This window comes from Flammeovirga sp. OC4, assembly GCF_000812565.1.
Classification (GTDB): domain Bacteria; phylum Bacteroidota; class Bacteroidia; order Cytophagales; family Flammeovirgaceae; genus Flammeovirga.
The window spans coordinates 145832-164081 of the sequence record NZ_JTAM01000002.1 but is presented as its reverse complement, the minus strand read 5'-3'; the positions used below and the strand labels follow the sequence as shown (position 1 = coordinate 164081).

The following is an 18250-nucleotide window of genomic DNA, read 5'->3' as shown; positions in this document are numbered from 1 at the left end:
GCGAAAATAGAATATGCCGGACAACTCTGAAAAAAAGACCTTAAAAAAAAGAAAAGCACTTGGTAAAGGACTTGGTGCCATACTTGGTGAAAGTAATAAAACAGAAACAAGTACATCTACTGCACAAAAAGAGGTTGAAGAAAATCAACCCACAAGTATTACTGTGGTAGAGAAACTTGATGAGATTTCTATTGACTATGTTGAAAGAAATCCTTTTCAGCCACGTTTAGAATTTCAAGACGAAGCGTTAAAAGAATTAGCTGATTCAATTCGAGTACAAGGCATTATTCAACCAATTACTGTAAGAAAACTTACGGACCAACAATATCAAATCATTTCTGGAGAGCGTCGTTGGAGAGCTTCAAAAATGGCGGGATTAGAAAAAATCCCTGCTTATATCAAAGGAGCCAATGATACTCAGATGCTAGAAATGGCATTGATTGAGAACATTCAGAGGGAAGACTTAAACCCTATTGAAGTTGCTATCTCTTATCAACGTTTAATTGCCGAATGTGAATTGAAGCAAGAAGAACTAGGAGATAGAGTTGGAAAAAAGAGATCTACAGTTGCCAATTACCTTAGATTATTAAAATTACCACCTGAGATCCAAAGCGGATTAAGAAAAGGTGTTATTTCAATGGGTCATGCTAGGGCTTTGGTTAATGTAAACAGTATTGAAGTACAATTAGCATTGTATGATACTGTTGTCAAAAGTGAACTTTCTGTTCGAAAAACTGAAAACCTAGTTAGAGATATCATTCAAGGGAAAGATCCTCTAAGTGCTAAAGCGAAATCAAAGAAAGAACCTCTTGATTTTGAATTCAGCCGTTTACAAAGAGATCTGTCTACACATTTTGGTACTCAAATTAAAATAAAGAATGCAGATGATGGTAAGGGAGAAATTAAAATACCTTATCAATCCATTGAAGACCTCAATCGCATCTTAGATATTTTAAAAACTCACTAATGCTCAACAAGTGCGTACATATCGCTTTTATATTCATCACATCATTTTTTGTTTTCTTCAGTGCTTCTAAAGGGGTTGCTCAAACAATACCTCAGAAAGAAGAGTCCACTGATGGAGATGATGGATTATCAGCAGAAGAACGAAATCAAAAATCGTTGGATTCTTTGAGTTCTATTTCTGCAATACCTAACCATATTGACCAAAAAGCAAGAAAGAAGGAAAAAAAGACACAGTACAAATACATTACTGAGCCAACAAAAGCTTCTTTTTATACTATTGCAGTACCTGGTTTAGGACAGATTTACAATCGCAAGCTTTGGAAGTTACCATTGCTTTATGGTGGTATGACTGTTTTTATTTACTTCGTACAATTCAATCATAATAATATGGTTGAAACGGGACACTGGCTTGCTTACAAAGCAGATGCAGACCCAACAAACGATCATCTAATCCCTGAAATTTATCAAAACTTGTCAGTTGACAACTTGCGTCAGCGAAGAGATAATTTCAGAAGAGACCGTGACTTCATGATTATATTATCATGCATGTGGTATCTATTAGGGGCTTTAGATGCAGCAGTAGACCAACATTTAAAATACTATGATATCAGTGAGGATCTATCAATGAAAGTGAAACCTGCAGCGATAGCAGATCCTTACACTGGACTTCCTGCAGTAGGAATGACGGTATCTTTAAAATTAAGTTCAAAATAAAATAACAAATGAATTTTCTATTAATTGGATATGGCAAAATGGGTCAAACCATTGAACAAATATTAAAAGAAAGAGGACATAATATTGCCGGTATTATTGATAAAGACAATGCTTCTGACTTGGACACTATTGATCCTGCTTCAGTAGATGTTGCCATTGAGTTTACACAACCAAGTGCTGCGTATGCTAATATCAAAAAATGCCTGGATAAAGGAATCAGAGTTGTTTCTGGTACTACTGGCTGGTTAGAGCAAAAAGAAGTAGTAGAAACAACGACTAAAGAAAATAAAACCGCTTTCTTCTATGCTTCCAATTACAGCTTAGGCGTAAATATTTTCTTTGAATTAAATAAGAAATTAGCCAAAATGATGAGTGCTTTCAACGCTGAATACAAATCTTCAATGGTTGAAATTCATCACACTCAAAAATTAGATGCTCCTTCTGGTACTGCTATTACTTTAGCGGAAGGTGTTATTGAAAACTTTGAAGGAGTTGACAAATGGACGCTTCAGGGAGAAGATGAAGCGGTTGATAATGGTATTGAAATTGAAGCAGTAAGAGAGCCAGAAGTACCAGGTACGCACGAGGTTTCTTATACTTCAGAAATTGATAGAATTGATATCAAACACACTGCTTTCACAAGAAAGGGTTTTGCTCTTGGTGCTGTATTAGCAGGTGAATGGTTGCATCAAAAAGAAGGTATCTTCGGTATGCAAGACATGCTAGCATTGTAAATTAATCTGACTTAGAAAAAACAATGAGCAATAAAAAAGATAAAAAGAAAAAAGGTGTCGTTCAGGAATGGACTGACGCCTTGATTTTTGCTGTTATTGCGGCAACACTAATCCGTTGGGCTGCATTTGAGGCGTTTACTATTCCTACCTCTTCTATGGAAAAATCACTTCTTGTAGGTGATTATCTATTTGTAAGTAAGGTACATTATGGTCCAAGAACGCCTAAAACAGTGCTTCAACTTCCTTTAACCCACCAAACTATTTGGGGTACTCAGATTCCTTCTTTTTTAGACTGGATTCAACTACCACAATTTAGATTACCTGGTTTTACGGACGTCAAAAACAATGATGTCGTAGTATTTAACTACCCTGCAGAGGAAGGCTTCCCTTCTGATATGAAACTCAATTATATCAAAAGATGTATTGGTATAGCGGGTGATACTCTTCAGATCAAAAACCAGGAAGTTTTCATTAACGGCAACCGTGTGGAAGTTCCAGAAGACAGTGAAACACAATATAGAATAGTTTCTAACGCTCAAATTGGGAAAAGAACATTAGAAAGATATAATGTTTATGCTTACGATTATAACAATGTAGGGCATTATAGACTGAAAATGATTCCTGGACCAGAGGGTAAATTTACTTACTCTGCAATGCTTCCTCTTCATACAGCGAAGGAATTGAGAAAATTAGATTTTATCGAAAGCGTAGAGAAAATTTACGCAAGAGAAGATCCATCTGTTTTCCCTCAAAATCCTAACAACGTTTGGAGTATTGATAACTTCGGTCCTCTTTATATTCCTAAAGAAGGTGATGTCGTAAAAATTACAAACGACAACTGGTCACAGTATAAAGACATCATCACCAAATACGAAGACAACGAAAATGTTGTATTCAAAGATGGTCAGTTATCTATTGATGGTCAAGTTCAAGACACTTATACCATACAACAAAATTACTACTTTATGATGGGTGACAACAGACACAACTCTCTAGATTCACGCTACTGGGGTTATGTACCTGCTGATCACATCATTGGTAAAGCTGTAATGGTTTGGATGTCTATGGATAGAAATCCTGATGCTTCAATGATCAGATGGAAAAGGATATTTAATTTCATTGACTAATTAAATGACTCCACTCATTTCAAGAGTCATCAAAAAATATCAAATTTGCCGAAGTTGGATAATCAATTTCGGCTTTTTCATAGCACTATTTTTATACGTCTGAAATAGAAAATAGCATTTAGTAGTGTATTGATTTTTTTCGTTAAACTTTTTGTTGATGTAAGACAAAAAAATTAACTTAATATACTACCTCAATGCTACTGTTCTATACAGCTACAGTGCTATAGTGATTAACCATATTTTATAAACACTTATTCTTAATTGAAATGAAAAAATACATACACTTTTTAGTGGTTGCATGTATATTGGCTCCATTATCTTCTATCGCACATGAAGGAATGTGGCTCCCTTCATTACTACAACAACTCAATGAAGATGACATGCAAGCCAATGGCTTTAAATTAACAGCAGAAGATATCTACTCTGTCAATAAATCCAGTATGAAAGATGCTGTGGTTTGGTTTGGTAGAGGTTGTACAGGTGAAGTAGTTTCGAATAAAGGACTTATCTTGACGAATCATCATTGTGGTTATGGACAAATCCAATCACACTCCACTGTTGAAAACGATTTACTAACAGACGGGTTTGCTGCTCAATCTTTTGGTGAAGAACTTCCCAATAATGGACTGACTGTTAGTTTTGTAGTACGAATTGATGATGTAACAAAAAGTATTCTTGACGGTGTAAAAGACGGCATGGATGAAGAAAAACGTCAAGAAATTATTCAAGCTAATATTGAAAAAGTGGGTGAAGCGGCAATAAAAGGAACGCATTACGACTTTATCATTAAGCCTTTCTTCTATGGTAATGAATATTACATGTTTATCATGGAGACTTTCAAAGATATTCGATTGGTATTTGCTCCACCTTCTTCTATTGGCAAATACGGTGGTGATACTGACAACTGGGTATGGCCTCGTCATACTGGTGACTTCTCTATTTTCAGAATCTATGCCGACAAAGAAGGTAAACCTGCTGAATACTCTGAAGATAACGTTCCTTACACTCCAAAATACCACTTCCCAATCTCATTGAGCGGTGTAAAACCTGATGATTTTACAATGGTTTATGGGTTCCCAGGAAGAACGAAACAGTATTTACCTTCAGATGGGGTTTCATACACTGTAGACACATCTAACCCTATCAAAATTGCGATGCGTGAGAAGACCATTGCAATCTATGACAAGAATATGGCTGCTGACGATGCTGTAAGAATTAAATATTCTGCAAAAAAGGCACGTGTGGCAAATGCTTATAAAAAATGGATTGGTGAAAGTAAAGGACTGAAAAGACTTGATGCCATCGAAAAGAAGAATGAGCAAGAGGAAATGTTTGCAAAAGCCGTAAAGGGTAACAAAGAGTACGAAAGCTTATTAAACAAATTCCAAGAAAGCTTCAAGGCCATTGAAAAATATCAATTAGGAAGAGACCTTTACATTGAGGAGTTGTATTATGGTCCTGAAATTCTTCGTTTTTCATTAGGTTTTACCGCTTTAAAAAAACAAAAGCCTGGTACGCCTGAGTTTAGCATGGCATTAAAAAAACTAAAAGGTAGTGCAAAAGCATTTTATAAGAATTATGATCTAGCAACTGATAAAGAAGTCTTTATTTCTGCATCATCTATGTATTCTGACGCTATTGACGCCTCGTTCTTACCTTCTTCATTTGCCAAAGCTAAGGAAAAGGAAGATTTTGAAAAATTAGCACAAACAGTATACAAAAAGAGTCTTTTCTCTAATGAAGAAAAACTAATGAAAGTACTGAATGGATCTCAAGAAAGTATTTACAAGAAAATAGCTAAAGATCCAGCTTTTGTTATTGGAAAAGAAATCAATGATATATACCGTGACCAAATTGCGGATGAATATGATCGATTAAGTAAAGAAATCGATTTGTCAATGCGTACTTATGTTAAAGCACTAAAAGAGGTATTCCCGAACAGAGAATACGTTGCCAATGTGAAAGGTGCAAGTAAGCAGTATTGGTCTGACGCCAACAGTACCCTAAGAGTTACTTATGGTAAAATTGAAGGTTCAGAACCAAGAGATGGCGTTGAATTTAAATATTACACTACTCTTGAAGGTGTGATTGAAAAAAGAAGAACAGATGTTCCTAAAACTCATGAATTCTATGTTCCTCAAAAATTGATGGACCTTTATAAAAATAAAGATTATGGTCAATACGGGGAAGATGGAAAAATGATGGTTTGTATCACTGGTTCAAACCATACTACGGGTGGTAACTCTGGTTCTCCAGTAATCAATGCGGAAGGTCAGTTGATTGGCATTAACTTCGACAGAACTTGGGAATCTACGATGTCAGACTTAATGTTTGACCCCGTGAAATGTAGAAATATTATTGTGGATATTCGATATGTATTATTTATTGTAGATAAATATGGCGAATGCCCTCGATTGATTGAAGAAATGACATTAGTAAAAAACTAATCGAATTTTGATATAAAAAATAAGGGATTGAACTTCATTGTTTCAATCCCTTATTTTTTTATTCTAAGTTCAAACGTTTTGAAATTTCTTCAATCGCTTCTTCCTCGTCATCACTGACCCCATCAGAAGCATCAGCAAATAGGTGAAGAATATCTAAGATATCATCCTTCTCATCATCATTTTGATCTAAATAACTTTTGAGGGTATCTAGAAAAGGATCTTTCCATTGCTCTAAGTTATTGACAAGGTATTCTAGTTCATTGTAGTAGACCTTTTGTAAATTTTCCAGCTCTGTCCTAGTCAATGAGTTTTTATATCCTTCGGCCATAAACTTTGCCAGGTATTTCACAAAAACCCATTCTTCTTCATCTACTACACCGTCAGAAGCCACAATTAATAAACATGGAAAATAGATGAATAAAGTCTGAAAGTGTTCTCTTGAGAGCTCAACATTATTCAATGAATTATAGCGAGTATATAGTTCTTCCGTATTTGTATGTAAACTCATCTTTTTATTTGATAAAATAATATTGTCGTTAATGGTTCCCTTTTTTTAAGGTAATTCCCTTCAAGTAATGTAATTTTGCGATCTAATTGACAAAGAAAATATACACCATGAGCGGAATAATATTAGCCATAGAGTCTTCATGCGATGAAACCTCTGCAGCAGTTGTAAAAAATGGAGCTGTACTTAGCAATATAGTGTCTACGCAAGAAATACACCAAAAATACGGTGGCGTAGTTCCTGAACTTGCTTCAAGAGCTCATCAAAAGAATATTCTTCCTGTAGTTAATGAAGCGCTTACAGAAGCCAATATAAATAAATCTGACTTAGATGCAATAGCCTTCACAAAAGGACCCGGTCTATTGGGAGCCCTACTCGTAGGTGCATCCTTTGCAAAAGGAATGGCTATGGCACTCAAAAAACCTTTGATTGGAGTAAATCATATGCAGGCTCACATCCTTGCACATTTCATTGATGCACCCCAGCCTAATTTTCCTTTTTTATGCTTAACGGTTAGTGGAGGCCACACTCAACTAGTTGTTGTCAAATCACCTCTGGAAATGGAAGTCATTGGTGAGACAATTGATGATGCTGTTGGTGAAGCTTTTGATAAAACAGCCAAAATTATGGGATTGGATTACCCCGGAGGTCCATTTATTGATAAGTTTGCAAAAGAGGGTGACCCTACAAAATTTAAATTCCCGAATGTGAACATTCCTGATTATAATTTTTCTTTTAGTGGTATAAAAACTGCCTTTCTTAATTTCATGAGAAAAGAAACTCAGAAAGATCCTGATTTTGTAGAGAAGAATAAAGCAGACCTTTGTGCAAGTATTCAATTTACACTCATCAGTATTTTAATGAAAAAGCTAAAGAAGGCTGCCAAAGAATTAAATATTAAAGAGATTGGAATTGCAGGAGGTGTTTCGGCCAATTCAGGTTTAAGAAATACACTTTTAGAAGAAGGAAAAAAATTAGGATGGAATGTATTTATTCCTGAATTTGAACACTGTACTGATAATGCCGCTATGATTGCAATAGCAGCTCACTATCAGTATGAAGGAGAAGATTTTGAAGCATTAAGTACTTCTCCAAATCCTAGAATGAAATTTACAGGTTCAAAGTAATAAATTATGAGCGTCATTATTATAGCTGTACTTGCCTTTATTTCGGCAATAACTTTAGGTGTTTTTATCAATCAAAAGTTTCCTAATAAAGGAGACAAAAATGAACAGCATACACCAAAAAATAAACTTGCTTTAAATGACGCTACTGTTATTGCTCTGGCTGCTAAACAAAAAGATGGAATCAGCGTTGCTGCAGTTTGTCTTGCGTCAAAAGCTCCTGCAATAGAAGTAAAGAATAAACTGGAGGCCTTAAGAGAACAAGGCCTTCTGTACCTTAACATCGATAAGAACGGTGCTGAGAAATATATTCTTACAGACACCTCACTTATATCGGATAAAAATTAATAAAAATAAAAGAGTCGTTCTGAAATCTCAAAAGTGATGTTCTTAGATAGTGTACTTGGTTCTTAAGTTTACATAAACATCACTCTAAATTTACGAGATGCTTTTTTTGTTACGACTTCATTTTACATATTTGTGCTATGGAAGCAATACTAACATTCATTCACTGGGACATTAACCCAGAAATTTTACCAGGCATTTTACCCGTACGTTGGTACGGACTTTTATTCTCGCTTGGTTTCTTTATAGGTACATGGCTGATTGCAAAAATATTTGTAATTGAGAATAGACCTGAATCTGATGCTGATGCATTGTTGATCTATGTAGTAATTGCTACAATTGTCGGGGCTAGACTTGGACATGTCTTTTTCTATCAACCTGATTATTATTTACGCAACCCCGTTGAAATCATTCAAATCTGGAAAGGTGGATTAGCAAGTCATGGTGGTGCAATTGGTATCATCACTGCACTTTACCTTTACAGTAAGAAAAGACCTGATCAACCATGGTTATGGATTCTAGACCGTGTAGTGATCCCTGTTGCTTTAGCGGGTTGTTTTATCCGTTTAGGTAACCTTATGAACTCAGAGATCATTGGTAGACCTTCTGACCTCCCTTGGGCATTTATTTTTGAGCGTGCACACGTTTCTGATCCATTGACACCAAGGCACCCTGCACAATTATACGAATCAATCACTTATTTGATTATCTTCTTTATCTTAGGTGCTATTTATAAAAATGAAAAATTTGAATTACGCCAAGGAAGAACTTTCGGTTTATTCTTAGTATTAGTATTCGGAATGCGTTTCGTTTGGGAATTTTTCAAAGAAGATCAAGTGGCATTTGAAGCTACAATGACTTTAAACATGGGGCAATGGTTAAGTATCCCTGCCGTTTTAGCGGGTTTATTTTTCTTCATAAGATCATTTGGAGCAGCTGGCGAACCGCTTCCTCTCCCAGAGGTAAATCCAAATGAAGCAAAATTGAAAGCAAAGAAATAAATTAATTTTCAATTCAAGCATAAAAAAACGAGAGCAATCTTTAAAAAGGTTGCTCTCGTTTTTTTATGCTTATATTTTTATAGCTATTTCTTATCCAAATCAAAAAGGTCACTTATGATTTTACCCATTTTTTGTCCTTCTTTTTTATCAATATTTGATGTAGTCTTTAACTGAAGAACAGGAATCTTCACAATCTTATTTAATAAGTTTTTCGTGATTTTATCAATATTCTTCTTCTCTTTAGAAGTCAGATCTTTTTCGTACTTCTGAACCTCTCTACATCTAATATCCTCCAATGTACTCTTCAATCCTTTAATAATTGGCGAATACTCCATCTCTTGAGTTCTTTTATTAAACTCTGTCAATGATGCTTCAATGATAGCTTCTACTTTAGGAATTGAATTCAAACGTTTTTCTAAAGCTTTATCTGCTCTTGCATTGATATCATCAACAGTATAAACCAATGCTCCGGGGATTTTCTCTACATCAACAGCAACTGATCTTGGAACAGAAAGATCCATAAAACACTTGAAAGCTAAAATATCAAGTGTTTTTACATTTTCAGCATTAAAATAGTCAGCAATTGGAAGTGAGGATATAATCACATCTGCTTCTTTTGCTGCTTTCCATAATTCTGAAAAATCTCTTACCTGATACCCTGTTTCGGCTGCTAATTCCTCCGCAACAGTCAGCGTACGGTTCATGATTGTCACATCAGTGATGTCCGTATTTTGAAGGTTTCTGACTGCATCAGTACCAATCTCTCCAAGTCCTACAACGAGTATTTTAGGGTTAGAAACATCAGAAGTGATTTCATCAATCATCTCTACTGCTGCATAAGATACAGAAGCAGCTCCGTCTCTAAATTCAGTTTCAATTTGTACCCTCTTGTTGGCATTGAAAATGGTGTGCATAAGTCGATGCAAATACTGCCCTGCCATTTCATGATCAGCAGTCCACTGATAGGCTCTTTTCACTTGGCTTGAGATTTGAATATCTCCGACTACTTGAGCTTCAAGTCCCATAGCAACCCTAAACAAATGCATTTGAGCATCTGAAGCTGAAGACATTGACTCAAAGTATTTGTAAGCTTTATCTTCTTCTACCGCTTTGAGCGTACAGATTTTATTTATGATATCTTTTGAAAGATCTTCATCGGCCATGTAATAAGCTTCTGTTCGGTTACAAGTAGAAACCAACAACAGCTCATTCACACGCTCATCATTTTGATATACCTTTAGCAGGTCTTCACAATCTTGCTGAGAAAGCGAAAACTGTCCTCTAACATCTAAAGGAGTATTTTTGTATGATAATTTTACGGCTTTGAAATCTTTCATTTATTAACTTAATCTATTAGCAAAGAGCTATTTTACTTTTCACTAAATACCTCAAAAAAAAAGAGATTAACTATAACTTTTTGTCACTCCAACTACTATAAAAAAGTAAACGTTTAGTTCATTTGTTTTAAGGAAGCCTTTGTAACAGTAGGATAAATTAATTCATCTTCCCTTAATATAGATATACAAATTTAAAGATGTTTTGAAAATAATATAAATCTATTAGCGAAGATTACCAATTTATATTGTAAATCAGACTATTCGGATAAAAATCGAGTGCAGGAAATGAAAAGTTTTGAGAAAAATTCAACATTTTCAGCTGTTGTCCTTTCAATTCTCCTTCAATACATCTGCCACTAAAATTCCAAATAGATTGAGTTTGCTCATCTTTAAAAACATCTCCTTCTTTAGAAAATGTCAAGGATTGACCTTCATGAAATGAGGAGTAGACAGCCACTGACCCTATCTTTTTATTGGAATGAATTGCTCTTCCTTCCAACATTGAAGTAGAAGCTCCATCATAAAAGACTGCGATATACATATCCAACGGTTTATCATTGATGACTCCTCTATCTTTCACATCCTCTAAAGGATAAATTACGTGCTCATCCAACAATGCCACCGCTACCACTCTTTCCATAGGCATGAGCCTTTCATTTGGCATATAATTGAGATAAAGTGGTTTTTCAACCAATACATTATCATAATTATAATAAGGGTTTTTACCATAAGGCAGCAACTCATCCCTTTCATTAAACTTCATGACTAAACCATACTTATAATTTTCATAGTATTGTTTCATCGTCATTCTTAATGCAGGGTACTTCGTCAGTTCATGCCCTTTGAATTCGCCCGTATAGCTTTTACCATTATATTGTTGCCACCATGACTCAGATTGAGTATCATATAAAATGATATTACTCTTTCTGATCATTCCTGATGGATTAAAAGTTAACTCTCTTTGTACACCTTTGTATTGGAATCGTCTTTCATAAACCTGCACTGCATCCGTTAAAGGACAATAGGTAATTGCTATAGGCATTCCTCCTATTCTGTCATTGATGACTTGATGATACATCAAAAAGTCTAATGGATAGGCTTTAAATTCCCTACCGGCTGCTACTACGACTACATTACTTTCTTCGGAATACTCCTCTGCTGCACTTTCCTCGTTATAAAATCTAGGATTGTCAATACTTTGAAAAGCATCTTTAGGCACCAAGCTTTCATATTCGTACAATGAAATAGATGAATTGTCTACATTTGTAGCCCACTCACTTTTCACCCCTACCCTATTGATTTGAGCTGATGCGTTGAATACAACTCCAAAAGCAAAAAACAATAGCACTATATTTTTTAATGAAATCATCTATCCCTATTAGGTTTAATCTGTCATTTTATAAGTATAAGGTCAGTCACTCTACCCAATACACACCTGTAAAACAACAAAAATACAAAAAAAGCTACACCTTATAAAATCATTTTATCGTATTCTAGATGGTGTTTCTCTTCCCGAAACGATCGGTTCAATTCCAACAATAATTCCTTTTGTTACTTCCACAATGTTTTGGAAGTCTAATGAATTCATTTCATCGTTTACGGTATGATAATATGAATCGAAGTCAATATCTGTAGAAGAAAATGTATGTGCAGGAACTCCTTTTGCTGCAAAAGGTGCATTATCAGAACGCATAAATAATTTTAAATCAGGGTATGGGTCTGCAAAAAATCCGAATTTCAATCTTGCATTTCGAACGTTTTTCTGCATTAACCTTCCTAAGTTTGATTTATTGTAACCTGTAATGTACGCCTTTCTTTTACCATTAGCAGAAGGTTTACCAATCATCTCAATATTAATCATGGCTACAATGTTTTTCAATTCTTCTTCTGACATTTTATCAGCCATATATTTAGAACCTACAAGGCCTATTTCTTCAGCCGAGAATGTAGTAAACAATATCGTTCTAGCATACGCTCTTCTTCTTTTTGCAAAGTATTCAGCAATCTGAAGTACAGCAGACACTCCAGAAGCGTTATCATCTGCGCCATTAGCAATAGAATCTCCCTGTACTGCATCCAAAATACCAATATGATCATGATGTGCACCTACCATTACTACCTCGTTAGGTTTTGAAGAACCTTCTAGCTTGGCCATCACATTTCTCATTTCAGCCTTCTTTACATCTTGCTTGAAATCCAAAAGGATTTTTTTGAATTTCGTTTTTACCGACAAAGGAGGAATTACCCAAATAATAGCATGCTTTGAAGATACATCTTCCCAATACTTCTTATTTCTTCCTTTGAACTGCATACTGATCAATTCTTTCCTTTGCTCTTTTGTCTTTACCCATACAATTGTGATGGCAGACTCATCTAATAATTCTTGACGAAACTCTTTTAAAGTTTTTCCTGAAGGGACATCTTTAATTTGAAGTTCTTTTACTTTTTTCGAGTACAATTGTTCAGCGTTTGTATCAATAAAAAACTGATCTTTCGTTAAGTCTTCTTTATTGATAGAAAGGTTATTTTTCTGAACAACTTTCTGGAATTTAGTCATTACTTGAAAATAAGTACCATTATCTCCAGCTGGTTTTAATCCTAATTTTTTAAACTCATTACTGATATAATCTGTTGCTAACTTTTCACCTTCACTTCCTGCTTGTCTACCTCTTAAAGCATCGCTAGATAATGTATCAATGATTTGGGTTGCTCTGTTAATAGTCTGTGCCGTAGTTACTTGATAGAAACCAATCAGTAGTATAAATACCAATCCACGAATTGTTTGTATTATTCTCATGAACTATGAAGATATGTTAAGTTTTTCCCTAATGAATTTAACTGTAAGAAACTTTTTCAGGGAGTTTGTGTATTAATGTTGTGTGACGCAATACAATTACAAATACTGTTTTGCGGTATAAAAGTAAATGAAATTTTACTAAAATCTAAAGTAATCCGGTTATGAAACAATATACAGATGAGGTAGATAGTCTTTTTAAGGAATTAAAAAAAGCTACCGAAAGTGAAAAAATATCAGATTTAGAAAGTTCAATTATTGAAATTTGGCAAAGAACGGAAGATCCTTTCTTGGATGATGTTATCATATTAGGTGTTGAACAATTAACCAGAGAAAATTATAAAGATGCAATTGCTACTTTCTCACATGCTTTAATGTTCAATAAAAGCTTTGCAGAAGTCTACAATAAAAGAGCCGTTGCTTATTATATGCGTGGCGAGTACAATAAGGCAGTTGCTGACTTAAAAAGGGCATTAGAATTAGAACCAAGGCATTTTGGGGCACTTTCAGGTTTATGCAATATTTACAGAGAAATAAAGTTGGAGGTACATACTCTAAAAACATTAGAGACATTGCTTCGAATTATCCCGAATAAAGAAGGTTTATCAGCTCAGGCATATACATTAAGGCAAAAATTAAGAAAGTAATTACACCAAGGTTACTTCTTGAGGTTCTTTTTTGCTAGGATCAGGAGCATTGGGAGGTAAAATGAATATTCCTGGAGGCAAGTCTAAGTCTGGTTCTTTAGGAGTTGTAGGCCATCCGCCGTTATTATCATCATCATCATTACCAAAGGAAGAGCCTCTAGAAGAGTCTTCTCTCATTAGGTAGGTTTTGTAAAATGACCATATAGCAAGACCAATTGAAAGGTACATTATCAATAGTAAAAGGTGAATGTACTCCATACACTAGTTAATTAAGTTATTTAATTGATATTTTTCAAAGTAAGGGTTTATAAAGCACATCACACTAATATATTTATATATGAGTGCTTGAAGACTTAATTTAAATATATTTACAATTAAAAAAAAGAGGTATTTATTCAAACACCTCTTTTTTTTATGATTTGAGTACTATACTATAAAGTAAGCGTACTTATCTCAGGTAAAATTTTTTCTCATCAATAAATTCCTGAAGTTTACTTAACTCCTCTTCAGGCGTAATATCTTCAATATTACCTTCTACTAAACTGGCACCTACCCTTTTATCTATAACATTTAAAACTTTGTAGGTTCTCCAAATTGGAGCTTTCTTTACCTTTACTACATCACCTATACTCACTTTTTGTGAAGGCTTAGGTACTTGACCATTTAGTAGTACTTCTTCTTTTTTACAAGCATCTGTTGCAACGGTACGGGTTTTGAAAACTCGTACACACCATAAGTATTTATCTATTCGCATTTTATTCGTTGGGGTAATTTACTTTCAGTAATTTCCCTTTTTCATATATTTCTTCTTTTTCCAAGTTACCACTTTCATCATAGTATTTCCATGATCCAAGCTTCTGTTCCTTATATTTTTTCCCAATTTCTCTCAAAGTTCCGTCTTTATAGTACTTTTTGATCATACCATAAATATTGCCTTTATCATAAGGAACCTCATGAAGTACTGTTTTCCCATCTTCATGATATTCTACTCTAATCCCTACAATTCTTCCTTTTCTATATTTTTCCTTTGTCAACAAGACTCCATTTTGTCTGTAAATAAAAGCATCTCCTTCTTCAAACCCCTTCTGATATACTTTTACACTTTTTACGGAACCATCTGCATAATAGGTTTTCCATTCTCCATTTTTCACCTTACCAAGATAATTTCCTGCTGCTTTGATAACCCCTGAAGGGTAATGCTCTTTTGAGGTATGTACCGTACCATTTTTAGTATAAACCTCCAATAATTTAACGGTTGTTCCATCCTCATAAAAATCTTTCTGTTCTCCTTTCTTGATTCCTTTGGCATAACGATATACTGCCTTCGGTTTTCCTGTTGGATAGAAAAGTTCAGTGGTACCATTCATTTGTCCCTGTTGCATATGTCCTTCTTTCAGCAAAACACCTTGTTCAGAATACTCCCTGAAAACCCCTTTTTGATCTTTTCCTAAAGCCGTAATCATTTCAGCTTTTAATTGTCCACTTTCATAATAGTTTTTGTAATTTCCAGTGGTTCGGCCTTCAAGCATTTTTTCTTCTGCCATTAATACTCCACTAGGAAAATAAGCTTTTCTCAGACCATGTTCTCTATTTTTTTCGAAAGGGATAATCTCTTTTATTTTACCTGATTCATAAAATTCTTTCGATTCTCCTTCCAAAGCACCATTGACAAACTGACTCTCTTTCTTAATCGAATTTGTTTTAGGAAAGTAGGTATAAAAAACGCCATCAATCACTCCTTCTTTGTAAGTACCTTTCTGAACTAAATTTCCTTCTTGATCAAAAACTTCAGTAAGTCCATTTTTCTTCTCTCCTAACATTTGAGAAACCGCTTTTTTCTCACCTGTTGGATAAAATTCTTTCCAAGTTCCTTTCTTGATATCATTCTTTATTTGAAGCTCACCAGATTGATAGTATTTTTTCATAACACCAACCATTTGATTGTTTTTAAACTGAGCCTCTGTTTTCTTCATTCCCTCTACATAATAGGAAGTATACGCACCTTCTTGTACCCCATTCTTATAATGAGCGATAAAATGAGGTTGTCCATTTTCATAGTATTCATGAAATGTCCCATGTAAAACACCGTCTTTGTAGTATGATTTTACAATAAGGTTATCTGAACCCGGAAAATACCTCTTGTACTCCCCGTCTATTCTATTCGAATCACCATCTATCACATAAAATTCTTCAGCAACAATTCCAGCCCAATCGTCATAATAGGTTTTAATTAGGGTCTTGTCTTTTGACTGTCCTATTACTTTAAATGAAAAAAAAGTAAATAAAAGTAGAAGACACAAAGAATTTATTTTGATTGTTTTATTTTTAGTATTCATTTAGGTATTTGAGATTATTCTTATTCTACAAAGATCAATTATCATTCCTATAATGACAACCACATTTAACCTTTTTAATTCACATAAGGCCATTTATGTATCTTAATATAGCAAATCAACAGTTTGACAGTAATGAAATCAAGCAAGGTAATTTTACCCTTGAAGGAGATGACTTTGTAGATAACATCTTAGTTTTTTGTTTTGAATGGCTCAATGGAAAAGAAGAATTTACGCTTCAGACTTCAGGTAGTACTGGCACTCCAAAAAATATTACGGTCACCAGAAATCAAATGATTTCGAGTGCCTCCGCTACCATCAAAATATTAAATTTAAAAAGTGAAGATAAAGCGTTGTGCTGTTTAAATACAGACTACATCGCAGGAAAAATGATGATTGTACGATCATTAGTTGCAGACTTGAACTTATGGATTGTACCTCCTTCTGCTCATCCTTTTAAACACCCTTTCTTACCCCATTTTGATTTTGTAGCTTTAGCTCCTTTACAGGTACAGAGCAGCTTGGATGTTCCTTCCGAATTAGAGCAAATTCAAAGCGTTAAGAATATTATTATTGGAGGAGCACCAATCAATTCTCACTTGGAAAATAGAATTATACATCAATTGGAAGATGTTAGGGTCTTTATGACTTATGGCATGACGGAAAGTGTATCACACATTGCACTGAAACGTATTGCTGAAGATAGCGATCAATTGTATCATACTTTAGAAGGTGTCAGTATTGGTCAAGACGATAGAGGTTGCCTTCATATTACTGCACCAATGACTGATTTTCAAAAAATCCAAACCAATGATGTTGTTCAATTAATCAATAGAGACACTTTTGAATGGTTAGGAAGAGTAGATAATATCATTAACTCGGGTGGGGTGAAAATTCAAGTTGAAAAAATTGAAAATGCTATCTCCAAAATTTTAGAAACGATGGGTTACGCTTCTGTCAATTTGTTTATTGGAGGTATCCCTCATGAGCGTTTGGGAGAAGAGGCGAATTTGCTGATTGAAGGAATTACTTTGACAGAAAACGAAAAAACAGTATTAATTAATGATTTGAAAGCTCAGTTTACAAAATACGAGCTACCTAAAAATATTCACTCTTTAGGGGAATTTGTCAAAACAGATACCCTCAAAATAAAAAGAAAAGAAACAGTACAGCTTTTTTTAGAAAACAATGAAAGTTAGTATAATCACTGCCGTTTTTAATAGTGAGGCTTTTTTAGATGACTACTTCAAAAGCCTTCTCAATCAATCCCATAAAGATCTTGAAATCATTTGTGTTGATGATGGTTCCACTGACAATAGCTTTTCGAAACTTTATGAATACAGAAAAAAATACCCCGACCTCATTAAAGTCATTCGACAAAAACATGAAGGGGTAAGTCAGGCCCGTAATAAAGCATTGGACGTCATGTGTGGCGATTATTATTGCTTTTTGGATAGTGATGATTGGTTGTCTGAAAATGCCTTAGAGCTTGCTTTACAACAGTTCGAGAAAGACGATATCGATGCCTCTCTCTTTACCTTAAATTATGTTTACCCTGAATCACCAGAAAAAAACTTTATTTTACCCAAAAAGTATGATCAACTATTCAGCTCCAATGAAATGTTTTCGGATACTTTAGATTGGAGTATTTCTGCTTTTGGCGTTTATAAATCAGAATTTAAGGAATTTTCCTACTATTCATCTCCTCAGGCGATTTCATATGATGATGAATTTCAGACCAGAAGAATGATCTTAAAAATGAGAAATTTTAAGATTAACAACGGCGTCTATTTTTATAGACAAAGGGATAATTCTGTCAGTAATGAAATGAGCCTTGAATCTTTAGGTAAATTTAAACTCCAATACAAAACAAAGGGACTATTACAAAAAAGAGGACTTTATGAGAAACATGCTTTAAAGTTTGAAAGACAGTCCCTCCATATTTTTGTCGGTTTCATTAGAAATTTCTTTTTGAAAAAAAAGGGACTATCCAAAAATGAGTCTTCTTTTATTGAGAAATCGATTCATTCCTACAAGCACTTTATTAACAAAAAAGTATTGTTTCAAAACATCAATAAACTTGATGTAAAAGAAGTACTCATGCTCCTTTTCTTAATTCTTCCGTTTGTATTTCAGAAATTAATAATGAAAGCAATAGCAAAGTATTAGTGCATTG

General features: G+C 34.4%; 18 protein-coding genes. 11 read left to right on the top strand and 7 right to left on the bottom strand.

Features of this window, described 5'->3' with window-relative positions; genetic code table 11:
- Positions 1-13 precede the first annotated feature (13 nt).
- The 5 genes from PL77_RS02310 (at position 14) to PL77_RS02290 (ending at position 5988) form a co-directional block, all read left to right on the top strand.
- On the top strand, positions 14-967 hold the full coding sequence (locus PL77_RS02310) for a ParB/RepB/Spo0J family partition protein (protein ID WP_044201263.1): 954 nt from the start codon (positions 14-16) through the stop codon (positions 965-967).
- The gene (locus PL77_RS02305) at positions 967-1680 is read left to right on the top strand and encodes a DUF5683 domain-containing protein (RefSeq protein ID WP_044201262.1); all 714 of its coding nucleotides are present in this window, start codon (positions 967-969) and stop codon (positions 1678-1680) included. Before PL77_RS02310 ends, PL77_RS02305 begins: the two co-directional genes overlap by 1 nt.
- Before the next feature lie 8 nt (positions 1681-1688).
- Complete coding sequence (gene dapB / locus PL77_RS02300) at positions 1689-2414, top strand: 4-hydroxy-tetrahydrodipicolinate reductase (protein ID WP_044201260.1); 726 nt, start codon at positions 1689-1691, stop codon at positions 2412-2414.
- A gap of 23 nt (positions 2415-2437) precedes the next feature.
- On the top strand, positions 2438-3541 hold the full coding sequence (gene lepB / locus PL77_RS02295) for a signal peptidase I (protein WP_044201258.1): 1104 nt from the start codon (positions 2438-2440) through the stop codon (positions 3539-3541).
- A gap of 266 nt (positions 3542-3807) precedes the next feature.
- Positions 3808-5988, top strand: a complete 2181-nt coding sequence (locus PL77_RS02290) for a S46 family peptidase (RefSeq protein ID WP_044201256.1) — start codon at positions 3808-3810, stop codon at positions 5986-5988.
- Positions 5989-6046: 58 nt separating this feature from the next.
- Here the strand turns inward: PL77_RS02290 and PL77_RS02285 are convergent, their stop codons facing one another.
- A complete protein-coding gene (locus PL77_RS02285; protein WP_044201254.1) occupies positions 6047-6496 on the bottom strand; it encodes a hypothetical protein in 450 nt (149 codons plus the stop codon).
- Positions 6497-6603: 107 nt separating this feature from the next.
- Here PL77_RS02285 and tsaD point away from each other — a divergent pair, with 107 nt between their 5' ends.
- The 3 genes from tsaD (at position 6604) to lgt (ending at position 8963) form a co-directional block, all read left to right on the top strand.
- Positions 6604-7620 (top strand): tRNA (adenosine(37)-N6)-threonylcarbamoyltransferase complex transferase subunit TsaD, encoded by a 1017-nt coding sequence (gene tsaD, locus PL77_RS02280; protein WP_044201252.1) that lies wholly within the window; start codon positions 6604-6606, stop codon positions 7618-7620.
- Positions 7621-7626: 6 nt separating this feature from the next.
- Positions 7627-7965 (top strand): hypothetical protein, encoded by a 339-nt coding sequence (locus PL77_RS02275; protein ID WP_044201251.1) that lies wholly within the window; start codon positions 7627-7629, stop codon positions 7963-7965.
- A gap of 137 nt (positions 7966-8102) precedes the next feature.
- Positions 8103-8963, top strand: coding sequence for a prolipoprotein diacylglyceryl transferase (gene lgt / locus PL77_RS02270; protein WP_044201249.1), 861 nt, complete (start codon positions 8103-8105; stop codon positions 8961-8963).
- Between the two features lie 83 nt (positions 8964-9046).
- On the opposite strand, the gene hemA is transcribed toward lgt, so the two are convergent.
- The 3 genes from hemA to PL77_RS02255 form a co-directional block, all read right to left on the bottom strand.
- On the bottom strand, positions 9047-10300 hold the full coding sequence (hemA, locus tag PL77_RS02265) for a glutamyl-tRNA reductase (RefSeq protein WP_044201247.1): 1254 nt from the start codon (positions 10298-10300) through the stop codon (positions 9047-9049).
- Positions 10301-10532: 232 nt separating this feature from the next.
- A complete protein-coding gene (locus tag PL77_RS02260; RefSeq protein WP_044201245.1) occupies positions 10533-11669 on the bottom strand; it encodes a DUF3179 domain-containing (seleno)protein in 1137 nt (378 codons plus the stop codon).
- A gap of 114 nt (positions 11670-11783) precedes the next feature.
- Entirely contained in the window at positions 11784-13097 is a 1314-nt protein-coding gene (locus PL77_RS02255; protein WP_044201244.1) for a M28 family metallopeptidase, read from the bottom strand.
- Positions 13098-13258: 161 nt separating this feature from the next.
- Here PL77_RS02255 and PL77_RS02250 point away from each other — a divergent pair, with 161 nt between their 5' ends.
- Positions 13259-13741: a tetratricopeptide repeat protein gene (locus PL77_RS02250; protein WP_044201243.1), complete on the top strand. Its 483-nt coding sequence runs from the start codon at positions 13259-13261 to the stop codon at positions 13739-13741.
- On the opposite strand, the gene PL77_RS02245 is transcribed toward PL77_RS02250, so the two are convergent.
- The 3 genes from PL77_RS02245 to PL77_RS02235 form a co-directional block, all read right to left on the bottom strand.
- Positions 13742-13999 carry a hypothetical protein gene (locus PL77_RS02245; RefSeq protein ID WP_156152218.1) on the bottom strand — a complete coding sequence of 86 codons (258 nt, stop codon included), beginning with the start codon at positions 13997-13999 and terminating at the stop codon, positions 13742-13744.
- A 190-nt stretch (positions 14000-14189) separates the two neighbouring features.
- Positions 14190-14495 (bottom strand): RNA-binding S4 domain-containing protein, encoded by a 306-nt coding sequence (locus tag PL77_RS02240; protein ID WP_052444105.1) that lies wholly within the window; start codon positions 14493-14495, stop codon positions 14190-14192.
- Position 14496: 1 nt separating this feature from the next.
- Positions 14497-16077, bottom strand: a complete 1581-nt coding sequence (locus PL77_RS02235) for a toxin-antitoxin system YwqK family antitoxin (RefSeq protein WP_044201239.1) — start codon at positions 16075-16077, stop codon at positions 14497-14499.
- Between the two features lie 95 nt (positions 16078-16172).
- On the opposite strand from PL77_RS02235, the gene PL77_RS02230 reads away from it, so the two are divergent.
- Both PL77_RS02230 and PL77_RS02225 read left to right on the top strand, forming a co-directional pair.
- Entirely contained in the window at positions 16173-17273 is a 1101-nt protein-coding gene (locus PL77_RS02230; protein ID WP_044201238.1) for an AMP-binding protein, read from the top strand.
- Entirely contained in the window at positions 17263-18243 is a 981-nt protein-coding gene (locus PL77_RS02225; protein WP_044201236.1) for a glycosyltransferase, read from the top strand. Before PL77_RS02230 ends, PL77_RS02225 begins: the two co-directional genes overlap by 11 nt.
- Positions 18244-18250 lie beyond the last annotated feature (7 nt).

What these genes read in the sequence shown, in the direction of transcription:
- PL77_RS02310 (WP_044201263.1), top strand. Translation starts at nt 14, where the DNA reads ATGCCGGACAACTCTGAAAAAAAGACCTTAAAAAAAAGAAAAGCACTT.
- PL77_RS02305 (WP_044201262.1), top strand. Translation starts at nt 967, where the DNA reads ATGCTCAACAAGTGCGTACATATCGCTTTTATATTCATCACATCATTT.
- dapB (WP_044201260.1), top strand. Translation starts at nt 1,689, where the DNA reads ATGAATTTTCTATTAATTGGATATGGCAAAATGGGTCAAACCATTGAA.
- lepB (WP_044201258.1), top strand. Translation starts at nt 2,438, where the DNA reads ATGAGCAATAAAAAAGATAAAAAGAAAAAAGGTGTCGTTCAGGAATGG.
- PL77_RS02290 (WP_044201256.1), top strand. Translation starts at nt 3,808, where the DNA reads ATGAAAAAATACATACACTTTTTAGTGGTTGCATGTATATTGGCTCCA.
- PL77_RS02285 (WP_044201254.1), bottom strand. Translation starts at nt 6,496, where the DNA reads ATGAGTTTACATACAAATACGGAAGAACTATATACTCGCTATAATTCA.
- tsaD (WP_044201252.1), top strand. Translation starts at nt 6,604, where the DNA reads ATGAGCGGAATAATATTAGCCATAGAGTCTTCATGCGATGAAACCTCT.
- PL77_RS02275 (WP_044201251.1), top strand. Translation starts at nt 7,627, where the DNA reads ATGAGCGTCATTATTATAGCTGTACTTGCCTTTATTTCGGCAATAACT.
- lgt (WP_044201249.1), top strand. Translation starts at nt 8,103, where the DNA reads ATGGAAGCAATACTAACATTCATTCACTGGGACATTAACCCAGAAATT.
- hemA (WP_044201247.1), bottom strand. Translation starts at nt 10,300, where the DNA reads ATGAAAGATTTCAAAGCCGTAAAATTATCATACAAAAATACTCCTTTA.
- PL77_RS02260 (WP_044201245.1), bottom strand. Translation starts at nt 11,669, where the DNA reads ATGATTTCATTAAAAAATATAGTGCTATTGTTTTTTGCTTTTGGAGTT.
- PL77_RS02255 (WP_044201244.1), bottom strand. Translation starts at nt 13,097, where the DNA reads ATGAGAATAATACAAACAATTCGTGGATTGGTATTTATACTACTGATT.
- PL77_RS02250 (WP_044201243.1), top strand. Translation starts at nt 13,259, where the DNA reads ATGAAACAATATACAGATGAGGTAGATAGTCTTTTTAAGGAATTAAAA.
- PL77_RS02245 (WP_156152218.1), bottom strand. Translation starts at nt 13,999, where the DNA reads ATGGAGTACATTCACCTTTTACTATTGATAATGTACCTTTCAATTGGT.
- PL77_RS02240 (WP_052444105.1), bottom strand. Translation starts at nt 14,495, where the DNA reads ATGCGAATAGATAAATACTTATGGTGTGTACGAGTTTTCAAAACCCGT.
- PL77_RS02235 (WP_044201239.1), bottom strand. Translation starts at nt 16,077, where the DNA reads ATGAATACTAAAAATAAAACAATCAAAATAAATTCTTTGTGTCTTCTA.
- PL77_RS02230 (WP_044201238.1), top strand. Translation starts at nt 16,173, where the DNA reads ATGTATCTTAATATAGCAAATCAACAGTTTGACAGTAATGAAATCAAG.
- PL77_RS02225 (WP_044201236.1), top strand. Translation starts at nt 17,263, where the DNA reads ATGAAAGTTAGTATAATCACTGCCGTTTTTAATAGTGAGGCTTTTTTA.